Raw genomic sequence first — 22,008 nt, 5'->3', positions numbered from 1 at the left:
AAGTCAGAGGAATTGAGGGTATGAAGATCAGCATCGAACGCGGCACCCTTCTCAAGGCCGTTTCGCAGGCCCAATCCGTTGTGGAACGCCGCAACACAATTCCGATCCTGGCCAATGTACTGATCGAGGCTGAAGGCAACCAAGTGCAGTTCCGCGCCACCGATCTGGATATCGAAGTGGTGGACAAGGCCCCTGCGCAGGTTGAAAAAGCCGGGGCGACCACGGTGGCGGCAACGACCCTGCACGAGATCGTGCGCAAGCTGCCCGACGGCGCGCTGGTCACGCTGACGGCTGACAGTGCTGCGGGTCGCCTGACGGTTGAGGCCGGGAGATCCAACTTCTCGCTGGCGACATTGCCGAAAGAAGATTTTCCGGTGATGGCTTCTTCGGAGTACCAGTCGAATTTCACAGCCTCCGCAGCGTTGCTGCGCCGGTTGTTCGACAAGTCCAAATTCGCCATTTCGACTGAAGAAACCCGGTACTACCTGAACGGTGTTTACATGCATGTGGCGGATGGGTCCGAGGGCGGCAAGGTTCTGCGCTGCGTGGCCACCGATGGACACAGGTTGGCGCGCATTGACGCCGACCTGCCGGATGGGGCGGCGGGTATGCCGGGCGTCATCGTGCCGCGCAAGACCGTGGGCGAATTGCGCAAGCTGCTGGACGATGACGAGATGGATATCGCCGTCTCGGTCAGTGAAACCAAGGTGCGGTTCGCAACGCCGGATATCACGCTGACCTCAAAAGTGATCGATGGCACGTTCCCCGACTACACCCGTGTCATTCCGCAGGGGAACACTCGCAAGTTGGAAGTCGACGCTGCCGAATTCGCGCAGGCCGTGGACCGTGTTGCAACCGTTTCATCAGAGCGGTCGCGGGCGGTAAAGCTGCAGCTGGATGCGGACAAGCTGGTCCTGTCGGTGAACGCGCCGGATAGCGGTGCGGCCGAGGAAGAACTGGCCGTAGCCTATGGCGACGAGCGGCTGGAGATCGGGTTCAACGCGAAGTACCTGCTGGAGATCGCTTCTCAGGTGGATCGCGAGAATGCGGTGTTCATGTTCAATTCGGCTGGAGACCCGACGCTGATGCGTGAAGGCAATGACCAGAGCGCGGTCTACGTTGTCATGCCGATGCGTGTCTGATCGCGCTGGCGCGCGATGCCTCCGGCGGGAGTATTTTGAAAAAATGAAGGGAGGGGTCGTGGCTTTGGCCCTGACCGAACTTACGGTCTCGCATTTCCGGTCCCACAAACTGGCGCGTTTGTCTTTGGATGGGCGGCCCGTGGCGATCCATGGACCGAACGGGGCCGGCAAGACCAATATCCTAGAAGCGGTTTCACTGTTTTCGCCGGGTCGTGGAATGCGACGGGCGAGCGCGGCAGAGATGACGCGGCGACCCGAGGCGCTGGGCTGGAAGCTGTCCGGGCTGTTGCAGGCGCAGGGACAGCGATATGAGATTGAGACCTGGTCGGAAGGTGGTGCGGCGCGGCAGGTTCGGATTGACGACAAGGCCGCCAGTCAGATCGATCTGGGCAAGCTGGCGCGGGTGGTCTGGCTGATTCCGTCGATGGATCGGTTGTGGATCGAGGGCGCCGAAGGGCGGCGCCGGTTCTTGGACCGGATCGCGCTGAGTTTCGACCCAAGCCATGCCGAGGCATCGTTGATCTACGAAAAATCCATGCGGGAACGGAATCGCTTGCTGAAGGAGCAGGCGAGGGATGCCCATTGGTATGCCGCCCTGGAAGGTCAGATGGCGGAGATGGGGCACCGGATAAATGTGGCCCGGTTATCGGCGCTGGACCATTTGCGGGCAGCGCAGGATCAGGCAGAAACGGCATTTCCGTCTGCTGAACTGGAGCTGGTGCAGACCGAAGGGACGATGCCCGGGACGGCGGAAGACTTGCGTTACGCATTGAATGAAAGCCGCTTTCGCGATTTGGCGGCGGGGCGGACTTTGGTTGGGCCGCATCGGTCGGATCTGTATGGGGCGTATGCGGCCAAGGGCGTGCCTGCCAGGGATTGTTCAACCGGCGAGCAGAAGGCGCTTTTGGTTTCGCTGATCCTGTCCAACGCGCGGGCTTTGGCCGGGATGGTGGGTGCGCCGCCGATCGTGTTGCTGGATGAAGTTGCCGCCCATCTGGATGCCACCCGACGGGCCGCGCTTTATGATGAGATCTGCGCGCTTGGTGCTCAGGCCTGGATGACGGGCACCGGGCCTGAGTTGTTTGCGGAATTGGGTGAGAGGGCCCAGACGCTGGTTGTCACGGAAGGCGACGAAGGCTCGGTCGTGACGCCTTAGGCGGGTTCGCTGACCTTGCGTTCCCAAAGGAAGCTGCGCATGACTTCATCCACAGGTGTTTTAGCCATGTGATTGACGTAGTTCGACATGGTCTTCTGAGCCAGACCCAGTACCACGTCCAGAACAGCACGGTGTGAGTAGCCAGCATCAAAGAAGGTTTGCAATTGCGCCTCGGTGACGTTGCCGCGGGTTTGCATCATTTGCAGGGTAAAGGTGCGCAGTGCTTCGAGTTTGGCATTGGGCAGCGGGGTTTCGTTGCGAAGCGCTTCGGTGATCTCATCCGAAACCTTCATCATCTTCGCGATGCCGGTATGAGCGGGCACACAGTAGTGGCACTCATTTTCAACATTGATGGTCTGCCAGACGACGGTTTTCTCGTCATTGTCGAAATCGGTCTGCATGAACAGGCCGTGCAGGACCTGATAACCTTCCAGATGCTGGGGGCTTTCAGCCATCACCTTGTGCAGGCCGGGCAAGCGGCCAAACGCGGCCTGGGATTTCTCGAGAAGCGGTTTGGATCCTTCTGGTGCGGATTCGAGGTCGTGGGAGGGGAAGTTGGCCATGTCGGAACTCCTGTTTTCTGGCGACTGAGTCCGAAATAGTCTTTCTTGAGTGATCACTCAAGTATATATTTGAGCGAGCGTTCAAGAATAGGTGAAGAAGATGCCCCGCAAACCCGCATATGACCGAGACGCTCTGATCGCGAAGGCCAGGGATATTTTTTGGCGTCAGGGCTGGGCCGGGACGTCGCTGAAGGATCTGGAACGCGAGTTGGGCCTCAAACCGGGCAGTTTTTATGCGGCATTTGGGTCCAAGGATGCGCTTTATGCGCTGACGTTGGAACGGTACGCGCAGGATGGTGTGGCGCGCCTTATGGCGCTGGCCGAGGAATTAGGGCCGCTTGAAGCATTGAAGGCGCAGCCACGGATCGTGATCGATTCTGCCCAGATGCCTGCAAGGGCCTGCATGTTGGCCAAAACCTACGCCGAGTTGCAGTCGAAGGATCACGAACTGGCCGAAAAGGCGAGCCGTCATATGGCGGATATGAAAGTGTGTTTTGCAACGCTGTTTCGCCGCGCGCAGGAGGCCGGAGAAATCGGCGCGGATAGTGATCCGGACCGTCTTGCGGCGCGGTATCAATCCGACCTGTTGGGGCTGCGTTTGTCGGCCGAGCGCAGCGATGTGAATGCCCTGGAAATCGCGGCGGAAATCGCGGCGGATATCGACCGGCTTTGATCTGCTGAAAAAACCAAGTTCCGCCACAAAATGTGGGGGGATCGCGTGACATTCCCCACCAGAAAACGTATAAGTTACCAAAATAATATAGGTACTAACGGCATGTCCGAAGACGCACAGGCATCACAAGAATACGGCGCGGATTCTATTAAGGTTCTCAAGGGCTTAGAGGCCGTCCGCAAGCGCCCTGGCATGTATATCGGTGATACCGATGATGGCTCGGGTCTGCACCACATGGTGTACGAAGTTGTCGATAATGGAATTGACGAAGCTCTGGCCGGTCATGCCGACCATGTGACCGTAAAAATTCACGCCGATTCCAGCGTTTCGGTCAGCGATAACGGGCGCGGGATTCCGGTCGATATCCACCCCGAAGAAGGCGTGTCTGCCGCCGAGGTCATCATGACCCAGTTGCACGCGGGCGGTAAGTTCGACAGCAACTCGTACAAGGTGTCGGGCGGTCTGCACGGCGTGGGCGTATCGGTGGTGAACGCGTTGTCGGACTGGCTGGAGCTGCGGGTCTGGCGCAACGGAAAAGAACATGTTGCCCGGTTTGAAGGGGGCGAGACATCCGAGCATCTGAAGGTCGTGGCCGAGTGTGGTGGCCGCACCGGGACAGAGGTGCGGTTCCTGGCTTCGACCAATACGTTTTCGAACCTGGAGTATTCCTTCGAGACGCTGGAAAAGCGCCTGCGCGAACTGGCCTTCCTGAACTCGGGCGTGCGGATCATCCTGATCGACGAACGTCCGGCGGAGCGGCTTGAGACCGAACTGTTCTATGAGGGCGGCGTAAAAGAATTCGTCAAATACCTGGACCGTTCGAAAACTGCTGCGATGCCCGAGCCAATCTATATCAAGGGCGAGCGCGATGATATCGGTGTCGAAATCGCAATGTGGTGGAATGACAGTTACCACGAGACGGTTCTGCCCTTCACCAACAACATCCCGCAGCGCGATGGCGGGACACATGTGGCCGGATTCCGGGGCGCGCTGACCCGGACGATCAACAACTACGCGCAGTCCAGCGGAATCGCCAAGAAGGAAAAGGTCAGCTTTACCGGCGACGACGCGCGCGAAGGCCTGACCTGTGTGTTGTCGGTGAAAGTCCCCGATCCGAAGTTCTCGTCCCAGACCAAGGACAAGCTGGTCAGCTCCGAAGTACGCCCGGCGGTCGAAAGTCTGATGAACGAAAAGCTGGCCGAGTGGTTCGAAGAAAACCCGAACGAGGCCAAGACCATCGTAGGCAAGATCATCGAGGCTGCTCTGGCGCGCGAGGCTGCTCGCAAGGCCCGCGAACTGACCCGTCGCAAGACGGCGATGGACGTGAACTATCTGGCGGGCAAGCTAAAGGATTGCTCCGAGAAAGATCCGTCCAAGACCGAAGTCTTCCTCGTCGAGGGGGACTCGGCTGGCGGTTCTGCGCAGACGGGCCGGGATCGTCTGACTCAGGCCGTTCTGCCCTTGCGTGGGAAGATCCTGAACGTCGAGCGTGCCCGGTTCGACCGGATGCTGTCTTCTCAGGAAATCGGCAACCTCGTCATGGCCCTGGGTACCGGCATTGGTCGGGATGAGTTCAATATCGAAAAGCTGCGCTACCACAAGATCGTCATCATGACCGATGCCGACGTGGACGGCGCGCATATCCGAACCCTGCTGCTGACCTTCTTCTATCGGCAGATGCCGGAGCTGATCGAGGGCGGGTATCTCTATATCGCGCAGCCGCCGCTATACAAGGTTTCGCGTGGTAAGTCAGAAGTTTACCTGAAGGATCAGGCCGCGCTGGACGATTATCTGATCAATCAAGGGGTTGAGGGCGCGGTGCTGAAACTCGGTTCGGGGGAAGAAATCACCGGCCAGGATCTGACCCGCGTGGTCGATGAAGCACGGCAGTTGAAACGTGTACTGGATGCGTTCCCGACCCACTACCCGCGCCATATACTGGAACAAGCTGCCGTTGCCGGGGCCTTTGTGCCGGGCGCGGTTGATGCCGACCTGCAAGGCGTGGCCGACAAGGTCGCCGCCCGTCTGGACCTGATCGCGCTTGAATATGAACGCGGGTGGCAGGGCCGGATCACGCAGGACCACGGCATTCGGCTGGCCCGCATCCTGCGCGGTGTCGAAGAAGTGCGCACGCTGGATGGCCCCATGCTGCGCTCGGGTGAGGCGCGCAAGACGGGCAGCTTCACGCAAAGCCTGCAAGAGGTTTACAACACCCCTGCGACCCTGATCCGCCGGGACCGTATGCAATCGATTCACGGTCCACTGGACCTGCTGCGCGCAATTCTGGAAGAAGGCGAAAAGGGCCTGTCGCTGCAACGGTACAAAGGTTTGGGTGAAATGAACCCCGACCAGCTTTGGGAAACAACGCTGGACCCCGACGCACGCACACTGTTGCAGGTGCGGGTGGATGATATGGTCGAGGCGGATGATCTGTTTACCAAACTGATGGGCGACGTGGTCGAACCGCGGCGGGAGTTCATCCAGAAAAACGCGCTGAGTGTTGAGAACTTGGATTTCTAGTTAGGTGTAGGTGCGCCCTTAGCTTTGCATTTCGCCCAAAGATTTGCATTTTTGGCCCAAACCTCTGGGCGCATTAATCTTCAACTTTCTTAGTTCGAGGTTCTATATCTTCGGGTCTCATTCTTTGCTTGTTTAGCGCCATCGCCGTATTGCCGGGGAAGGTTTTCGGATGGCCGCTTCCAGCCCGAAGCGGACATTCAATTCAAGACTTTGCAATTCCGGCTTAGCGGACAAAGTCGCCATCGAAGGCTGAACAATCAAGGACTATTTGCAGCCCAGAGGAGACAATCAAAACCGAGTTTTTTCGCTAACCAAATGCTGGAGGTAACCGCGCTTTGCAGTTGCACTTGATGCCGGCGTAGATCGACCTTAGTGCGATCAAGCAAATGTCCCCGAGCCGTGGTCAGACTAGCGACAGAGTTGACGCAGCGCGAGTTTCCGGCCCTGTTCGTTTCTTATGGAACTTGTTTCACGCCCATTCGTTAGAAAAAGTACTTGATTCCAATGTATGGACCATGCTGGTCGACATCATAGGCGAATTCACCGGAACTCAAAGTGTCACTATAGTCTACGCTAAAGTAACGATATCCGAATGTGAGCGCAGCTTTCTCCCACGGCTGATAGTCGAAACCAACGTTTGCGCCAACCTGGAGATCATTTCCACCGGCACCGAACCCGCCAAGTTCCAAAGACGCAATCCCAGTCCATTTCTGGTTTACCCGCCACATTCCGCGTATTCCGACTACTGGTTCGATCCAGCCCTGATCTCCGCCCAATGTAGGTGGATTTCTCGGTCCCGGGGTAGTTAGGTCAATTTCCTGACGAATGGAGTTGTACCTCAGACCGCCTTGGAGATCGATTGCATATCGCTGGCTCCTGCTACCGTACACGCCATTTGCAACACGGTAAGCCCCCAGCACACCAAACCATTTTTGACGAACGTCGACGTTAATCCCGGCACCGAGAGGGCCAGGCAATGTGGTATCCTGTTCGATCCCCACATAATTCGCATCAACGATGATCCCAAGATCCCCGTTCCAAGCCTCGTACCGGCCGGCTGCCGCGAAATCGAGCACATCCAGGACGTCACCAAGGTCCAGATCCAATTCCGCGGATTGTCCAGCCACGGTTGACGTACCTGTGGTTCTTAGGGGTGTGAACAGATAGAATGAGGCTTCATGCCGCCAGCCTGTTTCGTTTTGACCTGGCGCAGGTAGAGACTGAGCGCGGGAATGCCCGGGCATAGATAATACGCCGGACAGAAATACGAGTGCGCTAATTAATCTGAGATGGAGCATCGGAGTTTCCTTGCATATTGGCGGCGGTTAGTAGTTGAATCTGAGACCTATCCCGGCACCTTGGTCGTAGGGTCTGTCAGCACCAATACCGACCAACACATCTGCGTAGAGGGCAATTCCAGGGCTGAGGTTCTTACCGATCTGGAATTCTGCGGTCGCGGGCCACGCATCATTATCCCAATCGTATGGAGCTTTGATATCTGCTTTGACCCAATACCCGTCACCAAATGGCTGAAGCGCAATAAGGCGCATCGCAGTCTGGCTGACATCGGTCGAACCGTTATATGAAGCAAAGTGCTGGACCAGAGGGATCAGAGTCAGCCCAGTATTAGTGTTTGCAAATGCGAACCCACCAAATGGGGCTATCTGATCCGACCCGGTGCCGATGCCTTCGTCAGGGTCACCAAAATCGAGGATCCACTCCAAACCAAGTGCGGACTTCACGCTCCAGGTGTCATTCAAGGGTTTCTGTGAGGGAAAGTAGATCAGCTTGAAGCTTGTCTTTTCGAACCCGTTGAACCTTTCGCCAGTAGCATTCGTTGAATTGTAGTGGAGCTCGTATTTTAGTTTTAGATCGGGGCGTAACATGTATGCACCATCGACAAAGGCATCCTGACGGTCTGCACCCCGTGCCAAATCGAAGTACTGATATCGAATGTCGGTGTTGTTAACCGCAGCCAATGGATTTGACGCGTTTTCCTCAGCTTCGGAAGCAGAGCCTACCACGACCAGTGCATAGATCAGAGGAACAAGACAATGGAAGTTGCGTAACATCATACACCTGGGAGAAGTTGGATGGTCAGGTTAGACGGCGACAGGTTCTCGCCGCCGTCTACCTTCATCATTGCCAGCTGGAGAAGACTTCTCGGGTCAACTCGCTTTCGGGACGAAGGTTCTCAATACCTTCATACGGCACACCCTTGCCCAGCGGCAGATGCGGGTGTTTTGCAATGGTTTTCTCATGCCGCTTCACCATGTCTTGGAATGATGCACCGGACCATAATGAATACCCGACAAGCGGATGTTCTTCACGTGGGTCGCGATAGACATTGAACACGGGGGCCGCAGCTCCGGGCTGACCGGGGGCCGGCAAATGCATTTTGAACTCTTGCTTCACGACTGAACGCAACACGGGCCCTTCGTACACATAGACGTAGTCGCGACGCGAGTTGCCTTCACCTTCAAGTAGCAGCGCAGTCTGGTCAATGCCGTCGATCACGCGGTCGCGCGGGATGCGGTCAGTTGCGCCTGCGATCCGCGCGAAGGTGGTGAACAGGTCAGATACATGCACGATGTCACCTGCTGCACTACCTGGCTCAATAGCGCCGGGCCAGCGGATGAACGCGTCAGTTCGCACACCGCCTTCAAGGTGCTGCGTCTTGCCGCCGCGATAAATCAACTGGTTCAGACCGGACGTTCCTTCGTAGTGATACATCAAGCCATTGTCAGCCATGATCATGACGACGGTGTTGTTCGCCTTGCCAGTTTCATCCAGCTTAGCCAGAACCTCACCGATCCAGCCGTCCAGAACCTGCAACTTGTCGGCATGAAAGCCACCATTGCGGGAAACGGCTTGATCCGGATAAGCAAAATTCAGCGGATAGAGTGGCCAGTATTGCATAAAGAATGGGTCGTCCTGCGAGGCGAGGCGGTCTAGCTGTTCCAGTGCCTGTCGCTGATAGCGCAGGTTCATTTCTTCGTATTTGGCCTGTGTCCATTCTTCGCCCGGCGCCATGTCGACTTCGCGAGCCAAGCCGCCTACTTCCCCTTCAACGCCGGTTACCAGACCGTAGGGCTTGAATCGCTCATCCAGCTGGAATTGGTTGGACTGACCGGATGGATGGAAGCCAAGCATGTTGTTGGCAACCATAGCATCCCGGGTCATCAGGCTGAGTTGAACCTGCTGATGCAAGGGGAATGCGGCCCAATCAAACCCTTGGTTGTGCGGATAGGCCTGCTCAATATCGCCCTGGTGCCATTTCCCAACATGCGCAGTGTTGTATCCTTCTTCCTTCAGGATCTCGGCAATCGTGACTTCTTCAGCTGCAAGACCTTCGCCAACCAGCGCAACTTTGACCTCTTCAACGCCGGCGCGCACCGGATGACGACCGGTCAACATGGCCGTTCGTGTCGGTGTGCAGGATGGCTCAGTATACATCCTCATCAAGGACATACCTTCGGTGGCAAAGTCGTTGATGTTGGGCGTATCGAAACCGGTGACGTAGTTCATCGTCCGGTTACCCATTTGACCGAAGCTGACATCGTCGATCAGGATATACAGGATATTGGGCGGCTGGCCGCCATTGGCGTCGCGGATCTCGGCAAGTTTCGCCTCAATCTCGGTGTCCTGCGCATCCCATTGCTCTCCAAACTGTGCGCGCAAGAACTCAAACTCTCCATCATGGATGATGGGCGCATCCTGGGCAAAACCCGCGCCAGCCATCAGCACCATGGCTGAGGCATGTTTCAATAATGATCTCATCGGTATCCCTTCCCCTATGGATTACATCTTTCCTGCGCGCCGCAGCGATTGGAGGATTTCATCCCGAAGACCATCCAGGGTATCGCGGATATCGCAGGCGAATTGGTACGAGTGGCTTCCCGGCTCCGAGTTCATTGACAGAAACTCGTCACATAGAAGCTGATAGTCGCGGCAGATCTCATCGAATTCCGTATCCGCGCGCCGTAAATCCGCAATTGCGGTTTGGTGATCGGGAAACAGGGTATCAAAGGCGTAACGTTCCAATTGCGATGACTCATTCGATGGATCAGCAGACTGCCCTGAGTTTTCGCCGAATTCACTTCTCACAAAAGGTTTATCGGGGCATAATACGGTGTAATCTAATGCGTAACTTACTGAAAATATGGATTTAACCAAAGACACATCTACTGCACTGAATGAGGGCGGGTCACCTGTGCCCAAAGATGTTCGGGCGGCACTTCAGCGGCTTGTCAAATCTTCGACCTTCGCGGGTTCGCAGCGATTGCAGGACTTTTTGGTGTATGTGGTCGAAGAATCGCTCAACGGTCGGGCCGATGATATTCGTGCCAAGACCATCGCCATGGATGTTTATGGTGGGACCCCGTCAGAGATGTCGCGCCGTGAAAACGTGGTTCGGGTCGATGCTGGTCGACTGCGTCGCAAGCTTGCCGAATACTATGCCAAAGACGGTCTCGAAGAAGGCACGATATTCGACCTGCCAAAGGGCGGCTATGCACCTGAGATTCTGGTCAGGTCGCCCGAGACGTTTCAGCCTCCTCCGGCTGGGTCGGAAATCAGAGCAAACACTTGGCGTCGCCCGTTCGTTGGAGTTGCCGGCCTCTTCGTTCTAGCCTGTTTTGTCGTTGCTGTTGTGGTGCTATCGAAAAAACTGGCGGATCCAGTCGGTTCGCCAGCCGACGGACTGAGTCGTGACGAGCGCAGCGCCATATTTGATGCATCCCCTATGCGCCTTCAGGCTGTAAATCTGGCCAATACTGGTCGTGATCTAATCTTTCCGGCCTTGGAACCTGCGCGTCTTGACGCGGCCTTAACCATATTCAAGGGGGCAATTGAAAACGACGAAAGCTACTTCGGCGGTCATGCAGGCGCTGCGCAGGTCGCTGCGACAATTGCTGTGCTTACATCAGATGCCGACCTAGCTAAGGAAATGTTGAACTACGCCGACGCTCAGGCAAACAGGGCCATCGAGTTGGCCCCGGAAACGGGGTGGAGTCAGTCCGCAATGGCCTGGGTCAAGTTTGCCAAGGGAAACTGGCCTGAGGCCATAGAATTTGCGCAAAGAGCACGGCGTTTGGCACCGCACGACGTACATGTTTTGGAGTTCGTCTCGCTGGTTCTTCTCTATTCCGGTTCATTTGAACAAGTCGTAGAAATTAGCGAGGACGCACTTTCAAAAATCAAACTAGAGCGGGGTTATGTGTTTCAGAACGCGATGGGGTCAGCAAAGTTCCATATGAAGGACTATGAAGGCGCTGTGTCAGCCTTTGAACGAGTAACGGAAAAAGGCGGCCCTGTCGGACCTGTAACCGTTGCTTACCTAATGGCGTCACATCAGATGTTGGGGAATAAGGCTGAAGCTCAGACTCTATCTGAACAACTGTCACGCGAGTGGCCTGACAGTCGCGTGGGTGCGCTGTTTGAGAAGCTTTTTGCAAATCCGCAATACGGGGAAGACCTTGGTAACGCAATGAGACAGGCCAATTGGAAGCCACCAAGTTAGGAGTTTGAATTCGAATTGCGGCCGCTATTTCTCGCAATGCGGTCGTTCGCTACAACTTGCTTGAACGTCTAATTTGCGGACTTTGCCGCCATTGGCATTATTGCTCCAAAGGGCCGCAGACAGCCCTAAGCGGGCATTCGTAATAAGACTTTGCAATTCCCGCGATGCGGACTTTGCAGCCGTCCGCATTTTTAGTCCAAAGGACCGCAGTCAGCCCGAAGCGGACCTTCAAAATCCGACTTTGCAATTCTCGTGTTGCGGACAAGTTAGGCCGCGTACTGCCAAGGTCTCAGCGTCGCTAGCCACTGAACTCTGACAGTGGCTACACAACTACAATTGCTTAACACAAACTTTGCGCCAAAGACTTTTGCCAAGCTCTGTTTCAGTTCATTTTGCCGGACAACGTTTGTGTCGGCAGTTGTCCAAAGAGTGCTCTGTAGTCTCGCGCGAACTGACCCATGTGCCAAAATCCGTAAGCGTTTGCGATGTCCGATATACTCTCCTCTGGCGAGCAGGATACCAGTTCATGGCGCACAGCACCGAGACGGGCTCTTAGATAAAACTGCTTGGGGCTCACCCCATATGTTTCCTGAAACGCGCGACGAAGAGTGCATGCGGATACCTGAATATCTGCACATACTTCACCGATTGACACGTTATCCATCAAATGGGCCCGCATGAACTCAACGGCTTGTTGTGCTAAACGGGTTCTATTTTTACTGTTTCGCCGATCACTCCATTTTTCGCCTACCACCAGCATTTCCAGAAGCTCTAAGATCATATCACTCTCTTCACTATCAGAGCTTGGTCCGGCCGCTGATCCAATTAGAAAGCGCGCTTTGTTTTTGACTAAGGAATGAAGCTTGCCAGCGTCGCTAACGAAAGATCTTAAAGCGTCATTTCGCGCGGTGCTGATATCAAGACCGCAATCGTCGGCGATCCGTTGAGCCCTTCGGATGTCGATGGCAAAGGTCAGGCCTGTGAGCGTTGAATTGCTCACGCCTTCAAAAGGGTCTCCGCTACCAAAATTCATCAGAGCGGTGTCTGAGGGTGAGCCGTTAAGCCAAGTCCGTACACTCCCTTTGTCTGGTAAGCCAAACGCTAGAATGTCAGAGCGAGAAACACCGGTTTGGTACACAGCCTTATCAAACGACAAATCGATCATTTGAAGGTCAAGACCTGCCCAAACGGATACCGAAGAGTTCATAGTTCCCTCTTCAATTTGGCGTAGCTCGACATCCCATTGGGACAGCTCGCGGAATTGCGAAGGGTCCTGCAAAAAAAGTGTGTTTGGGGCGCAGGTTTTTTTGGGGGCTGATCGTTTTTTGATGTCGTCCATTCCGCCCCGCAGGTAGTTTTCATGAAATGTTATTCGAATATGTAGGCTTGGAAAATTGCAAGACAAAGCAGACAAATCGAGAGGGAAGAGGTTCGGACGCCCATCGTTGCCTGATGATACTGCGCGCACCGAACGCGTCGTAACGCTGCTAACCAAAAGCGAAAAAGAGTTGTTGCGCTCACAGGCTGAAGACAGCGAACTCTCCCTTTCAACCTTTTGCCATCATCTGATCCTTGAAGGTCTGAAAACAAGTAAATCATGAAACAGGGGTATCTCATGAAATCAAAACTGTTCCTCTCCGCGCTGGTCTTTGCCGGCTCCGCTATCACGGCGGCAGCTAAGGACAGCAATATCGTGCATGATGCGGAATACTATGTGCTGAAGCAACAAAACGAAGCCGTTTGGGTCGAGAACGACGCACAGGTTGACCAACTGCTGGCCGATTTTCGTGAGAAAAACGGAGGGAACCCTCCAAACATCTTCTACATCCTTATTGACGATATGGGTTTTGGCGACATGGGTATGCCCGAGATGAACGCGATACGCGGGTATTCGACGCCCAATATCAACGCGCTCGCAGAGGAAAGCATGCGGTTTGCGCGCATGTATACCGAGCCGTCCTGCACACCGTCGCGGGTCGCCTTCATGACGGGTCGCCAGCCGTATCGCAATGGGATGGGCGATACCGCCGTCGATATTTCAGGTTTTGGCCTTGCCGATGAAGAAGTCACAATTGCCGAAGTTCTGAAATCCGTAGGCTACAACACCTCGCATGTTGGCAAATGGCACATGGGCGACATTCAGGAATCCTGGCCTACTTATCAGGGCTTTGACTACGCCGCGTTCCCCATCCATCAGCAGGGCCAGTTGGCCATCTTCAACGAAGATGCAGCCAAGGAAGAAATCACCATGGCCATAGGGGAAGACAACTACAACTCCAAATACACGCTGGATGATTGGTTTCGCCCTGATCCGGGACACATGATTACCGGCCTTGAAGCTGTCATTGGCGGGGAGGTCCGCGAAGTCCATATGGAACCGGGTGAGAAATGGACCCAGGACAAATATAATGAAATGAACATCCGCTATCAGGCACAGGCGATGGAACAGTTGCGCCTGCTAGCAGAACGGGATGAACCGTTCTTCCTGCAATACTGGCCGCTTGTCCCTCTGTCGACAACGCGCACGACGAGAGAGGCGTTCACGACACCCAACGGCGGTACATTCGTTGAAAGCATGGAAGAGCTGGATGAATGGATAGGGGTCATTCTGAACGAAGTCGATGCGCTGGGGCTCAGGGACAATACCCTGATCGTTTTGATGGGCGACAACGGTCACTTCACCAAATATGCCCCCGGCAGTGGGTTTTCGCCGCTGGTCTTCCGCGGCGGCAAGGCCGATACGTCTGAAGGAGGCGTTCGGGTGGACGCGTTTGCCCGCCTGCCCGGCTTGATCGAGGGAGACTCGATTGTATCTGACATTATTCATATCTCTGATTTGTTCACGTCAATTGCGCGTATCGGCGGAGCGATGGATGCCATCCCCCGCGACCGGATCATTGACGGTGTCGATCAGACGTCCCTGATGTTTATTGGCGATACGCATGGGCGCAGGGATCATGTACTGATCTACTCGATCAATTCGCTGAAAGAGGTGGTAAAGGAACACATCAAACTCAAAGTTCCGGCCAAAGGTGAAAATGCTATCGTGGCCAAGTTCTACAACCTGTTCCGCGACCCCCGCGAAGAACAGAGCGTATCGACCGAGATCGGAGCATGGGCTGGACATGAGTTTAACCGTATTATTGCCCGCCACCTGAAATTCAAGGAAATGTACCCCGATCAACCGGCCGCGACCGGACGTCCCTATGAAGGTATCGTGAACCTTCGTCCTGAAACCGTCGCAGCGGTGGATGCCTTTGTAGCCAAGCGGGACATTCAGCCCGACTAAAACAAAAAGTACTGCAAGCCCCGCATCAACAAATGATGTGCTTGATGTGGGGCTCGGCACCCACAACAAAGTTTCTGGAAACAATATGAAATTCCAAGCGCTTGTACTTGTAGTGGCAACTGGCATTGTCTCGACCCCAGCAATTGCCGATGAAAACGCTTCAAACCCTTTGGCCGCAGTCAATAACACGGACATCCGGTATCAGTATTTTGATTTGGGCAACGGTGCCGACAAGCAGGACGCCTTTATAGATGGCGCATACATGCTGCGGCCTGATCTGAAACTGAAATATGAGTTGCACTACAACTCAACGGATGTGACCGGAACGCGTTTCACTGACTTTGAGAAATTGAGCCTCAAAGCGATCTATTTCCCTTCTCAGAGACCGCTCAACGACACATGGGCCATCAAGTCGGCCATTGGCCTGGAGTGGATACTGGACTTTGGCGACCCAGAAAAAGGGATCGGAACCGGGTCCGATCAAATTGCGCCTTTTGGCGGGTTCGCCTTTGCAAACACAAAATCAGGGCTGACGCTGATCCCACTGCTCCAGCATTTTGCTTCATACAATGGCCCGACGGACATAAACCAAACCGCGATGCGGTTGATTGCGCTACAACCGTTTGGCGATGGGTACTGGGCCAAGGCTGATATCAAAGCACCATATGACTGGGAGAACGATGCTTGGCCAGCGACCGCTGAGTTCCAGATTGGTAAGAACCTCAGTCCTGGCATTGCAATTTATGCTGATTTCCTCATCGGTATAGGTTCCGACCGCCCCTACGATAAAGGTGCCGGCTTAGGTTTGCGTTTCAACTACTAGTTCACCTACACCCAACCTCGGCGAAGATCATCTATGTCACAGTCCAGAACTCTGTTCAGCCATTTGTTTTCTGCGTCTATCTTGACCCTTCCTGGAACTGCCTTGAGCCAATCCCTGCCCGCTCCGGGTCGGTAGGAAATAAATTGGCGTCACGCCGCATCATTCTATCTGTTCACTCCGCTCTGAACTCGGGGAAGATCAACAGTCTCTGGGCGATCCGCTGAGTTGGATCTGGGTTCCAGAACGTCTAGTGCCGTGTTGCGATCCAGCAGCTAGTTCGGCATCAGACACCTTGCTGCACAGTCAGATCTCGTGAAGAGTAGCTGGACGATCCAACGGCAGTGCGTAGGTCTTCTTGGGGCAATTTGTGGAGAGTATAGATGCTGAGTGAGCCTAGGCCACCGGTTCTCCTATTGACGGGTACAAATGCGGCAGCCTGGACGATGGAGAATGTCCGGGCACCATTCGAGGCATCAGGATATACCTGCGAGAGCCTGTCCTATCGTTATCATGATCTTCCAAGCGGACCCGAACGCGACAGCAAGCTTATTGGATTGAGTATTGCAGATTACGTAGAGGATGCCCGGCAGGCGATCAAAAAAATCGGGGAGTGTCCGTCGTCAGACACCTTGAGTATGAATGCCGGGTTCCCGAACTTGTTCGCTAAACCAACGCAATTTTGAACTCAACCGTCTCATGCCCGCCAAGAGCTTTGTCAGCGATATAGCTTCTAACAAATTTTCCACCCGCTTTTTCGATGACACGCACGGATGCCTGATTGTCAGGGCTGGTCGTGATTTCAATGTAGCTCAACCCGATTGATTTTGCCTCTGGCAACATTGCAACCAGCGCGGCAGACGCCAATCCTTCCCCTCTTCGCCAAGGCACGACGGAATAGCCGATGTGACTAGAACAAGTAAGGGGCAATTCCTCCGTCCCCGGCTTCCATCGCAAACCTATGTGGCCGCAAAACTCATCATCCCATATCCACCTGCGGATGCTTGGCAGGCGAGGTGCTTTCGAGCCATCTGGCAGAGTGACAGTTCCGGCCTTTGGAGTGGGGTCGTCGAGATTTGAAACGAACGATCTCGCATCATTCGATATAGTTTCGATCTGCTCTTTTGCAGCTTCAGCACGCAAGTTGTCTGGCGACCAGCCTCGCCGAAGTGCCGAAACGTAAGCGGGTATTTGGTCAATACTTGGTGTCAGCAGTTTCATCGTTTCGGTTTCGCAAGCCTGTTTCGTTACGAACAGACACTCGTGCACGGCGCAATATCGGTCAAGTTGCGCTCGTGGCGGGGACTCAAAGTTAACGACAAGGACGCGAAGTCTGCAACGCGCATAGAGCCGCCATCTCCTCAGCACAAGGCAACTACCGCTCTCAGCCCAAACCGGACATTCAATCCAGGACTTTGCAATTCCGGCTTAGCGGGACAAAGCCGCCATCGGCACTATCGCAAGCAATGACGGTTGTCAGCCCGAAGCGGACATTGGCGACGAAACTTAGCAATACCATTTAAGCAACTTTGCTGTGTATTGCATGTCCAAGTCGAACAACAAATTTTGACATAAGCGCCCGATGGCATCAGGCATCCATCATATGCTCGACCAACGAGGTCAATTGTTTGTCATCATATCCATCCTCCCACGCCGCTCTTGTACGGTCATGCATAATTCGGATTTGCCCCTAGACGCTATGAAGCAAACTATCCGAGCCGCATTTTTGTCCAGAATTTAAGAAGCCAATCTTTTCCTCGCTCTGTCTCATGAGCCAATCGGTCTTAGTGTCGCCGTTCGCGCCATTACATCTACGACTGGAGGCAGCCCAAAGCGGAGCTGTCGTTCTAAAAGTAGGGATTGGCCGCTAGCGCGCAATGAATATGTGGCAATGAAAGATCGACCAAGTAGACGACGGGTCCGTTCGGGCCGCCAAATCCTTTCTTGATAAAAGCCTCAACAAAAAGGTACGCGAAGGGGTCGGTAAATCCGGCCCATTATTCCGTCTTGTTCAAATCGCCAGTTGTCAGGATCGCGCCGGCCTGAAGATCTTCGGCGTCCAGCATCGTTGCAACCCTTTCGAGCGCGGCAACAAGCATTGCCTGCTCCCAGTCCTCCATCTGCTTGAACCGTTGCACATAGAGCTGTTGCAGGGGATCAGGGGCGTCCTCAAGAGTTTGCCGCCCTTGATCCGTGATCAGGATATTGGTCTGCCGTCGGTCGGTCATGGATTTCTCGCGCACAACCATGCCGCCCGAAGCCAGCTTGTCCACCAGCGCTGTGACAGTGGCCTGGCTGACATGCATACGCATTGAAATTGCTTTGGCCGTGGTTTGCCCGGTCTCGCCAATCACTTGCAGCACACGAAGCTGGACCGCGGTCAGCCCGGCGGATTGCGCCAGTTCCCGGCCGGACATCTCGGTGGCGCGCAGGATTCGGCGCAGGGCGACAAGGCTGCTGTCGATACGATCCATGTATCTACTCCGCATTCGAATGGAGTGAGATTGTCAAAATTGTATTGATTGCTCAAGCGTTAACGGAGCGCAATATAATTAGCCTTGCAAATTAAAATATCGCAAAAATAGCTATATTTATGACGTTTCGGTAGAATTTTGCTTCGCCTTTTGAAGTTTTGATGCCGCTGTGTTACTTAGCTAATCAAAGTTTATTGATGGAGCAGTACATGCAGCATTCTTTGGAGTTGTTCGAACAACCTATTCCGGTTTTGCGTCCCCCTTTGCCGGAAGACGGTGCAGCTGTGTCTTTGCTGGCCAGTACCGGGGATCAGCAAGCTATTGGTGATCTGCTTGGTGAACTGGCGGCGTTTGATGACTACAAAGAATTCTCGGTTATTGCAGAACTGGATGGAGACCTGGTCGGCGCGATACTGGCTTATGTTCTGCCATATGACCCGGAAACCCTGTTTATCTGGCGGGTCGGCGTTTCAGAGGGTGAGGCGGACAAGGGTCTTGCGTCGCTGATGCTGGGGCAGGTGATGCGTCGGGACGTCTGCACCGATGTCACCCGTGTTCAGACTGTGATTACGTCCAGCGACGAGTGCACCTGGGCTTTGTTCCGCAGGTTTGCGCGGTGGCAGCGGTCCCGGATGGATATCCAACCCTTCATCACGCAGGCGCTGACCCCATATCGCCGTCATGAAAACAGCAATCTTGTGACGATCCGTCTTGCGGATCGTAGCGAACTCGCGGCCTGACCGCGCCACAACATTTTCAACCAAAGTGAGAGAGCAGAATGAACGTAGCCACGACTATATCAAACGACACCTCATACTACGGTGATGAAGCGGCAACTCTGGGCGACCGGATCGTCGCCGCGCGCGAAGCCGTTGGATACTCGCAAAAGAAGCTTGCCAGTCGCCTGGGCGTCAAACTGAAGACCGTACAGGGATGGGAAGAAGACCGTGCCGAGCCACGTGCAAACAAGGCGCAGATGATGTCCGGCATTCTTGGGGTCTCTCTGGTTTGGCTTCTGAGCGGTGAGGGGGAAGGTGTGCTTGAACCAACCGATACCACTTCCGGATCGGAGGATATTCAAGGCATCCTTGATGAAATTCGGAGCCTCCGGACGGATATGACTCAGACCACCCGCAGGCTGAGCACTGTTGAAAAACGCCTGCGCGCCAGACTTTGACATCTGCGCAAATGCGAACTTCAGGCATGACCTATGGCCATGCCTCAAACGACAATAACAGGGAGCAGATGATGACAGGACCGGATCCCAGCCTTGTGTCCGTTGATCCGGCGCAAGGCGCCCGTTCGGACACCAATTCCGAGCCCGTGGCTACACCGCTTGAAGTCCGCGAAAAGGCCGGATTGACCGTGGCGGAAATGGCCGAACTTATCGGGATGAGCGAGCTCGGTTACAAACTGTGGGAGAACGGAGCCCGCCGCCCCGGAGGACCTGCGTTTAAGCTCCTCGCGCTACTGGATGCCCATCCGAAAGAAACAGTTACTCGACTTCGACAACAGATTTGAACGATACCCGTGCGGTTCGCTTCGTTTTGCTTGCCAGCCGTGGACACGATTGGTCTCGTTGTCAGGCTAGGAACAGAACTCAAATTTACTTTGGCAATGGGCCGATCACACTGCGGTATCAATGTGCCCAGAATTCCTGTCTCACCATTGTGCCCTAGTGCCCGAAATTGGCCTTTGAAGCAGACTTTCAGCGCAATGCGTGCGTGCAGCTGCACTGAGCATCACAGAACTCAGTTTCTGCCAGTTCGTCAATAGCTCCGTTTCAAAGGTGGTATCACGCTGAATTTTTCCTCTCAGTTATTCTCTAAGCCACCTAGTCATTCACTGCTCTCAAAAATTAACATCTCCGTAGCACACGCTTTGTGACGAGGGTGCGTCCTTGACTCTTCACAGGCTAGGAACCACAAGAGTGTATTGGAAAGATATATTCGTCGCCGCGATGCTGCCGGCTTCGATGATCCAATGGCCTTCAGACTAACTGTAGCATGTGCCCCAGCATTGGAACGGGTTTCGCTGGGGTCTTCGCTATGAGCTCGTTCCTCGCTAGCATTCGCAACTGTCACCTGACAAGCGCCAGCCATCGCGTGACCCATGAAAGAAGGCGCCGTATGAACAACACATGGCTCATAAATTGCGTGCTTGATGCCCGATAGATCAGGTCTCAGGCTCCGTTTCAATCAGTCATTCATCCTGTTTGCGCGCTGCATTCTTTGTTTGATCCCGACAATCTTGGTGTTGTTCTCAGGGACGCAGCTTCCTGCCCAAGTCGCAGGCAATGCCGATGGATCGATTTGTGACGAAGGTTTCGAAAACAAGAACGGATCGTGCCAAAGAATAGACTTACCGGAAAACGCATATTTGACGGGTAGCTTCTTTGGCAGCGGCTGGGAATGCAATCATGGTTTTCAGATTGTCGGAGAACTCTGCGAGGAAATAAGAGTTCCAGAAAATGCCTATCTTGCATCAACCGGAGATCGGTGGGAGTGCAACCGGTTGTTCCAGCGTATCGGGGACGAGTGTGAAGAGGTGATTTCACCTCAAAATGGGTACGTCGAAACCCGGTTTGGTGTGCAGGAATTACACTGCAACTGGGGATTTCGTAAGGAGAACCAGGATTGTGTTGCAATAGAAGTTCCAAAAAACGGTCGTCTGAGCGACAAAAGAAGCTCGGATGGTTGGGTGTGCCTCAGAGGTTACAGGGCAGCGGAGAGTAGCTGTGAACCTGTGGCAATTCCACAGCATGCATATCTTGCGCCTGAAACCTTTTCTGGATGGAAATGCAAACGAGGTTATCGCGCAAACCGGGACAGATGCATTGCGATCCTTGTCCCTTCAAATGCTCACTTGAATCGGAGAGGTGACGGTTGGGAATGCAATCGGCCGTTTACACGACAGAACGATAAGTGCACCGAAAATGTGCCGCGACAATAGGTTGGTGGGAACCAATACCTCCTGACATATCCGGAAGGACGAATCCGTGAACCATAACTCGATTGACGAAAACCTGGGTAAAATACTCAAAGCCGAAAAGGCGCAACGCTGGTCCTACAGCATAAAGATGTTTGTCGCATCGGCGGTGATTGTTGCGGCCATAATTGTGGTGGTGTTTCTCTGATGCGTAAAAGCACCCCTCAGGTTAGCCTCCGACACCCAAAATCGGCAATTCGCGACCTAGAACAAAGAGCATTTCAGGAACGCAGTGTTCGTAAGTCGCGGAACGCTGACGTAGCCGGTGTGATTGAGGAACAGTTTGGCAAGTACTTGATTAAGGCCGGCATTCTGAGTGGTAACTGCGTTGCGCGCGCATTTCCCAAGCCACCGGCTAAAACGCAGGCAATGATTGCCGATGCAGTTGGCGAAACACCAGCATTGGCCATTGAAGCCTTAAAAGAAATTCTCGAAGAACGAGACAGGAAACGTAGCGGTCAACGACGTTTGGAAGGAAACTCCGGCACGCTCGTTCCCAGTGCAAGAGAATATGCAGAGGCATTGCGCCAGATCAGGCTCACCCCTGCGCAGGTCACAATGCTCAAAGCACTTACTATCGCAGGTAGGGAAGGTCTGACCATTGGTCACTTGTCTCAGGCAGCCGGTTACAAATCACGCGAGGCCTCCATCAAGGTTTTCAAGAAAATCGGACTATTGATCGCAGAATATCTGGAACTGGACCTACCCGAAGCCGGATCGGTACAGAATGATGGCGCCGCTCAGGTCCTGGCATTTTCTCACATCGAAAGTGACGATGAGCCAGCAACTTGGATTATGCATCAGGAACTGCGCGACGCTGTTCGCTCGGTTCTATGACGTACGTTCCAGCTGTCTTAGCCCC

21 protein-coding genes are annotated in these 22,008 nt (G+C 54.4%); 13 read left to right on the top strand and 8 right to left on the bottom strand.

Features of this window, described 5'->3' with window-relative positions; all coding sequences use genetic code 11:
* The first annotated feature begins 20 nt into the window (after window positions 1–20).
* Window positions 21–1,142 (top strand): DNA polymerase III subunit beta, encoded by a 1,122-nt coding sequence (gene dnaN, locus ACR3EQ_RS12370; protein WP_170615475.1) that lies wholly within the window; start codon window positions 21–23, stop codon window positions 1,140–1,142.
* A gap of 43 nt (window positions 1,143–1,185) precedes the next feature.
* Window positions 1,186–2,298, top strand: coding sequence for a DNA replication/repair protein RecF (recF, locus tag ACR3EQ_RS12365; RefSeq protein WP_170615473.1), 1,113 nt, complete (start codon window positions 1,186–1,188; stop codon window positions 2,296–2,298).
* On the opposite strand, the gene ACR3EQ_RS12360 is transcribed toward recF, so the two are convergent.
* The gene (locus ACR3EQ_RS12360; protein WP_170615471.1) at window positions 2,295–2,861 is read right to left on the bottom strand and encodes a carboxymuconolactone decarboxylase family protein; all 567 of its coding nucleotides are present in this window, start codon (window positions 2,859–2,861) and stop codon (window positions 2,295–2,297) included. The two genes, recF and ACR3EQ_RS12360, sit on opposite strands and share 4 nt — an antisense overlap.
* 100 nt (window positions 2,862–2,961) lie before the next feature.
* Here ACR3EQ_RS12360 and ACR3EQ_RS12355 point away from each other — a divergent pair, with 100 nt between their 5' ends.
* Entirely contained in the window at window positions 2,962–3,534 is a 573-nt protein-coding gene (locus tag ACR3EQ_RS12355) for a TetR/AcrR family transcriptional regulator (RefSeq protein WP_170615469.1), read from the top strand.
* 102 nt (window positions 3,535–3,636) lie between these two features.
* Window positions 3,637–6,054: a DNA topoisomerase (ATP-hydrolyzing) subunit B gene (gene gyrB, locus ACR3EQ_RS12350; protein ID WP_170615467.1), complete on the top strand. Its 2,418-nt coding sequence runs from the start codon at window positions 3,637–3,639 to the stop codon at window positions 6,052–6,054.
* Window positions 6,055–6,536: 482 nt separating this feature from the next.
* On the opposite strand, the gene ACR3EQ_RS12345 is transcribed toward gyrB, so the two are convergent.
* The 4 genes from ACR3EQ_RS12345 to ACR3EQ_RS12330 form a co-directional block, all read right to left on the bottom strand.
* Window positions 6,537–7,352, bottom strand: a complete 816-nt coding sequence (locus ACR3EQ_RS12345) for a hypothetical protein (RefSeq protein WP_170806688.1) — start codon at window positions 7,350–7,352, stop codon at window positions 6,537–6,539.
* A gap of 27 nt (window positions 7,353–7,379) precedes the next feature.
* A complete protein-coding gene (locus ACR3EQ_RS12340) occupies window positions 7,380–8,126 on the bottom strand; it encodes a hypothetical protein (RefSeq protein ID WP_170806687.1) in 747 nt (248 codons plus the stop codon).
* A gap of 67 nt (window positions 8,127–8,193) precedes the next feature.
* Complete coding sequence (locus ACR3EQ_RS12335) at window positions 8,194–9,834, bottom strand: sulfatase-like hydrolase/transferase (protein ID WP_010443743.1); 1,641 nt, start codon at window positions 9,832–9,834, stop codon at window positions 8,194–8,196.
* 21 nt (window positions 9,835–9,855) lie between these two features.
* Window positions 9,856–10,098, bottom strand: a complete 243-nt coding sequence (locus ACR3EQ_RS12330; RefSeq protein ID WP_029622278.1) for a hypothetical protein — start codon at window positions 10,096–10,098, stop codon at window positions 9,856–9,858.
* Window positions 10,099–10,351: 253 nt separating this feature from the next.
* Between ACR3EQ_RS12330 and ACR3EQ_RS12325 the strand changes: the two genes are divergently transcribed.
* Window positions 10,352–11,575: a tetratricopeptide repeat protein gene (locus ACR3EQ_RS12325; protein WP_480490786.1), complete on the top strand. Its 1,224-nt coding sequence runs from the start codon at window positions 10,352–10,354 to the stop codon at window positions 11,573–11,575.
* A 382-nt stretch (window positions 11,576–11,957) separates the two neighbouring features.
* Here ACR3EQ_RS12325 and ACR3EQ_RS12320 read toward each other — a convergent pair whose 3' ends face one another.
* Window positions 11,958–12,914 (bottom strand): helix-turn-helix domain-containing protein, encoded by a 957-nt coding sequence (locus tag ACR3EQ_RS12320; RefSeq protein ID WP_170483685.1) that lies wholly within the window; start codon window positions 12,912–12,914, stop codon window positions 11,958–11,960.
* A 106-nt stretch (window positions 12,915–13,020) separates the two neighbouring features.
* Between ACR3EQ_RS12320 and ACR3EQ_RS12315 the strand changes: the two genes are divergently transcribed.
* From ACR3EQ_RS12315 to ACR3EQ_RS12305, 3 genes are all read left to right on the top strand, one after another.
* On the top strand, window positions 13,021–13,176 hold the full coding sequence (locus ACR3EQ_RS12315; protein ID WP_170380012.1) for a hypothetical protein: 156 nt from the start codon (window positions 13,021–13,023) through the stop codon (window positions 13,174–13,176).
* 14 nt (window positions 13,177–13,190) lie between these two features.
* Window positions 13,191–14,864 carry a sulfatase-like hydrolase/transferase gene (locus ACR3EQ_RS12310; RefSeq protein ID WP_170806690.1) on the top strand — a complete coding sequence of 558 codons (1,674 nt, stop codon included), beginning with the start codon at window positions 13,191–13,193 and terminating at the stop codon, window positions 14,862–14,864.
* 85 nt (window positions 14,865–14,949) lie between these two features.
* Window positions 14,950–15,687: a hypothetical protein gene (locus ACR3EQ_RS12305; RefSeq protein ID WP_170483683.1), complete on the top strand. Its 738-nt coding sequence runs from the start codon at window positions 14,950–14,952 to the stop codon at window positions 15,685–15,687.
* Window positions 15,688–16,350: 663 nt separating this feature from the next.
* On the opposite strand, the gene ACR3EQ_RS12300 is transcribed toward ACR3EQ_RS12305, so the two are convergent.
* A complete protein-coding gene (locus tag ACR3EQ_RS12300; protein ID WP_170806689.1) occupies window positions 16,351–16,905 on the bottom strand; it encodes a GNAT family N-acetyltransferase in 555 nt (184 codons plus the stop codon).
* Window positions 16,906–17,681: 776 nt separating this feature from the next.
* Window positions 17,682–18,158 (bottom strand): MarR family transcriptional regulator, encoded by a 477-nt coding sequence (locus ACR3EQ_RS12295; RefSeq protein ID WP_170613983.1) that lies wholly within the window; start codon window positions 18,156–18,158, stop codon window positions 17,682–17,684.
* 209 nt (window positions 18,159–18,367) lie between these two features.
* On the opposite strand from ACR3EQ_RS12295, the gene ACR3EQ_RS12290 reads away from it, so the two are divergent.
* From ACR3EQ_RS12290 to ACR3EQ_RS12270, 5 genes are all read left to right on the top strand, one after another.
* Window positions 18,368–18,898, top strand: a complete 531-nt coding sequence (locus tag ACR3EQ_RS12290; RefSeq protein ID WP_170613982.1) for a GNAT family N-acetyltransferase — start codon at window positions 18,368–18,370, stop codon at window positions 18,896–18,898.
* 38 nt (window positions 18,899–18,936) lie between these two features.
* Complete coding sequence (locus ACR3EQ_RS12285; protein WP_170613981.1) at window positions 18,937–19,335, top strand: helix-turn-helix domain-containing protein; 399 nt, start codon at window positions 18,937–18,939, stop codon at window positions 19,333–19,335.
* 68 nt (window positions 19,336–19,403) lie between these two features.
* A complete protein-coding gene (locus tag ACR3EQ_RS12280) occupies window positions 19,404–19,679 on the top strand; it encodes a helix-turn-helix domain-containing protein (protein WP_480490783.1) in 276 nt (91 codons plus the stop codon).
* Between the two features lie 1,477 nt (window positions 19,680–21,156).
* Window positions 21,157–21,294 carry a hypothetical protein gene (locus ACR3EQ_RS12275; RefSeq protein WP_170613979.1) on the top strand — a complete coding sequence of 46 codons (138 nt, stop codon included), beginning with the start codon at window positions 21,157–21,159 and terminating at the stop codon, window positions 21,292–21,294.
* Window positions 21,294–21,983, top strand: coding sequence for a hypothetical protein (locus ACR3EQ_RS12270; RefSeq protein ID WP_170613978.1), 690 nt, complete (start codon window positions 21,294–21,296; stop codon window positions 21,981–21,983). The genes ACR3EQ_RS12275 and ACR3EQ_RS12270 overlap by 1 nt, the downstream gene beginning before the upstream one ends.
* Window positions 21,984–22,008 lie beyond the last annotated feature (25 nt).

This window comes from Ruegeria sp. AN11 (assembly GCF_056536005.1).
Note: the sequence above shows the minus strand (reverse complement) of the source record. Positions and strands in the feature narration are given on the sequence as shown.

Coding starts and splice junctions, on each gene's coding strand:
- dnaN (WP_170615475.1), top strand. CDS start 21: ATGAAGATCAGCATCGAACGCGGCACCCTTCTCAAGGCCGTTTCGCAG.
- recF (WP_170615473.1), top strand. CDS start 1,186: ATGAAGGGAGGGGTCGTGGCTTTGGCCCTGACCGAACTTACGGTCTCG.
- ACR3EQ_RS12360 (WP_170615471.1), bottom strand. CDS start 2,861: ATGGCCAACTTCCCCTCCCACGACCTCGAATCCGCACCAGAAGGATCC.
- ACR3EQ_RS12355 (WP_170615469.1), top strand. CDS start 2,962: ATGCCCCGCAAACCCGCATATGACCGAGACGCTCTGATCGCGAAGGCC.
- gyrB (WP_170615467.1), top strand. CDS start 3,637: ATGTCCGAAGACGCACAGGCATCACAAGAATACGGCGCGGATTCTATT.
- ACR3EQ_RS12345 (WP_170806688.1), bottom strand. CDS start 7,352: ATGCTCCATCTCAGATTAATTAGCGCACTCGTATTTCTGTCCGGCGTA.
- ACR3EQ_RS12340 (WP_170806687.1), bottom strand. CDS start 8,126: ATGTTACGCAACTTCCATTGTCTTGTTCCTCTGATCTATGCACTGGTC.
- ACR3EQ_RS12335 (WP_010443743.1), bottom strand. CDS start 9,834: ATGAGATCATTATTGAAACATGCCTCAGCCATGGTGCTGATGGCTGGC.
- ACR3EQ_RS12320 (WP_170483685.1), bottom strand. CDS start 12,914: ATGGACGACATCAAAAAACGATCAGCCCCCAAAAAAACCTGCGCCCCA.
- ACR3EQ_RS12310 (WP_170806690.1), top strand. CDS start 13,191: ATGAAATCAAAACTGTTCCTCTCCGCGCTGGTCTTTGCCGGCTCCGCT.
- ACR3EQ_RS12305 (WP_170483683.1), top strand. CDS start 14,950: ATGAAATTCCAAGCGCTTGTACTTGTAGTGGCAACTGGCATTGTCTCG.
- ACR3EQ_RS12300 (WP_170806689.1), bottom strand. CDS start 16,905: ATGAAACTGCTGACACCAAGTATTGACCAAATACCCGCTTACGTTTCG.
- ACR3EQ_RS12295 (WP_170613983.1), bottom strand. CDS start 18,158: ATGGATCGTATCGACAGCAGCCTTGTCGCCCTGCGCCGAATCCTGCGC.
- ACR3EQ_RS12290 (WP_170613982.1), top strand. CDS start 18,368: ATGCAGCATTCTTTGGAGTTGTTCGAACAACCTATTCCGGTTTTGCGT.
- ACR3EQ_RS12285 (WP_170613981.1), top strand. CDS start 18,937: ATGAACGTAGCCACGACTATATCAAACGACACCTCATACTACGGTGAT.
- ACR3EQ_RS12280 (WP_480490783.1), top strand. CDS start 19,404: ATGATGACAGGACCGGATCCCAGCCTTGTGTCCGTTGATCCGGCGCAA.
- ACR3EQ_RS12270 (WP_170613978.1), top strand. CDS start 21,294: ATGCGTAAAAGCACCCCTCAGGTTAGCCTCCGACACCCAAAATCGGCA.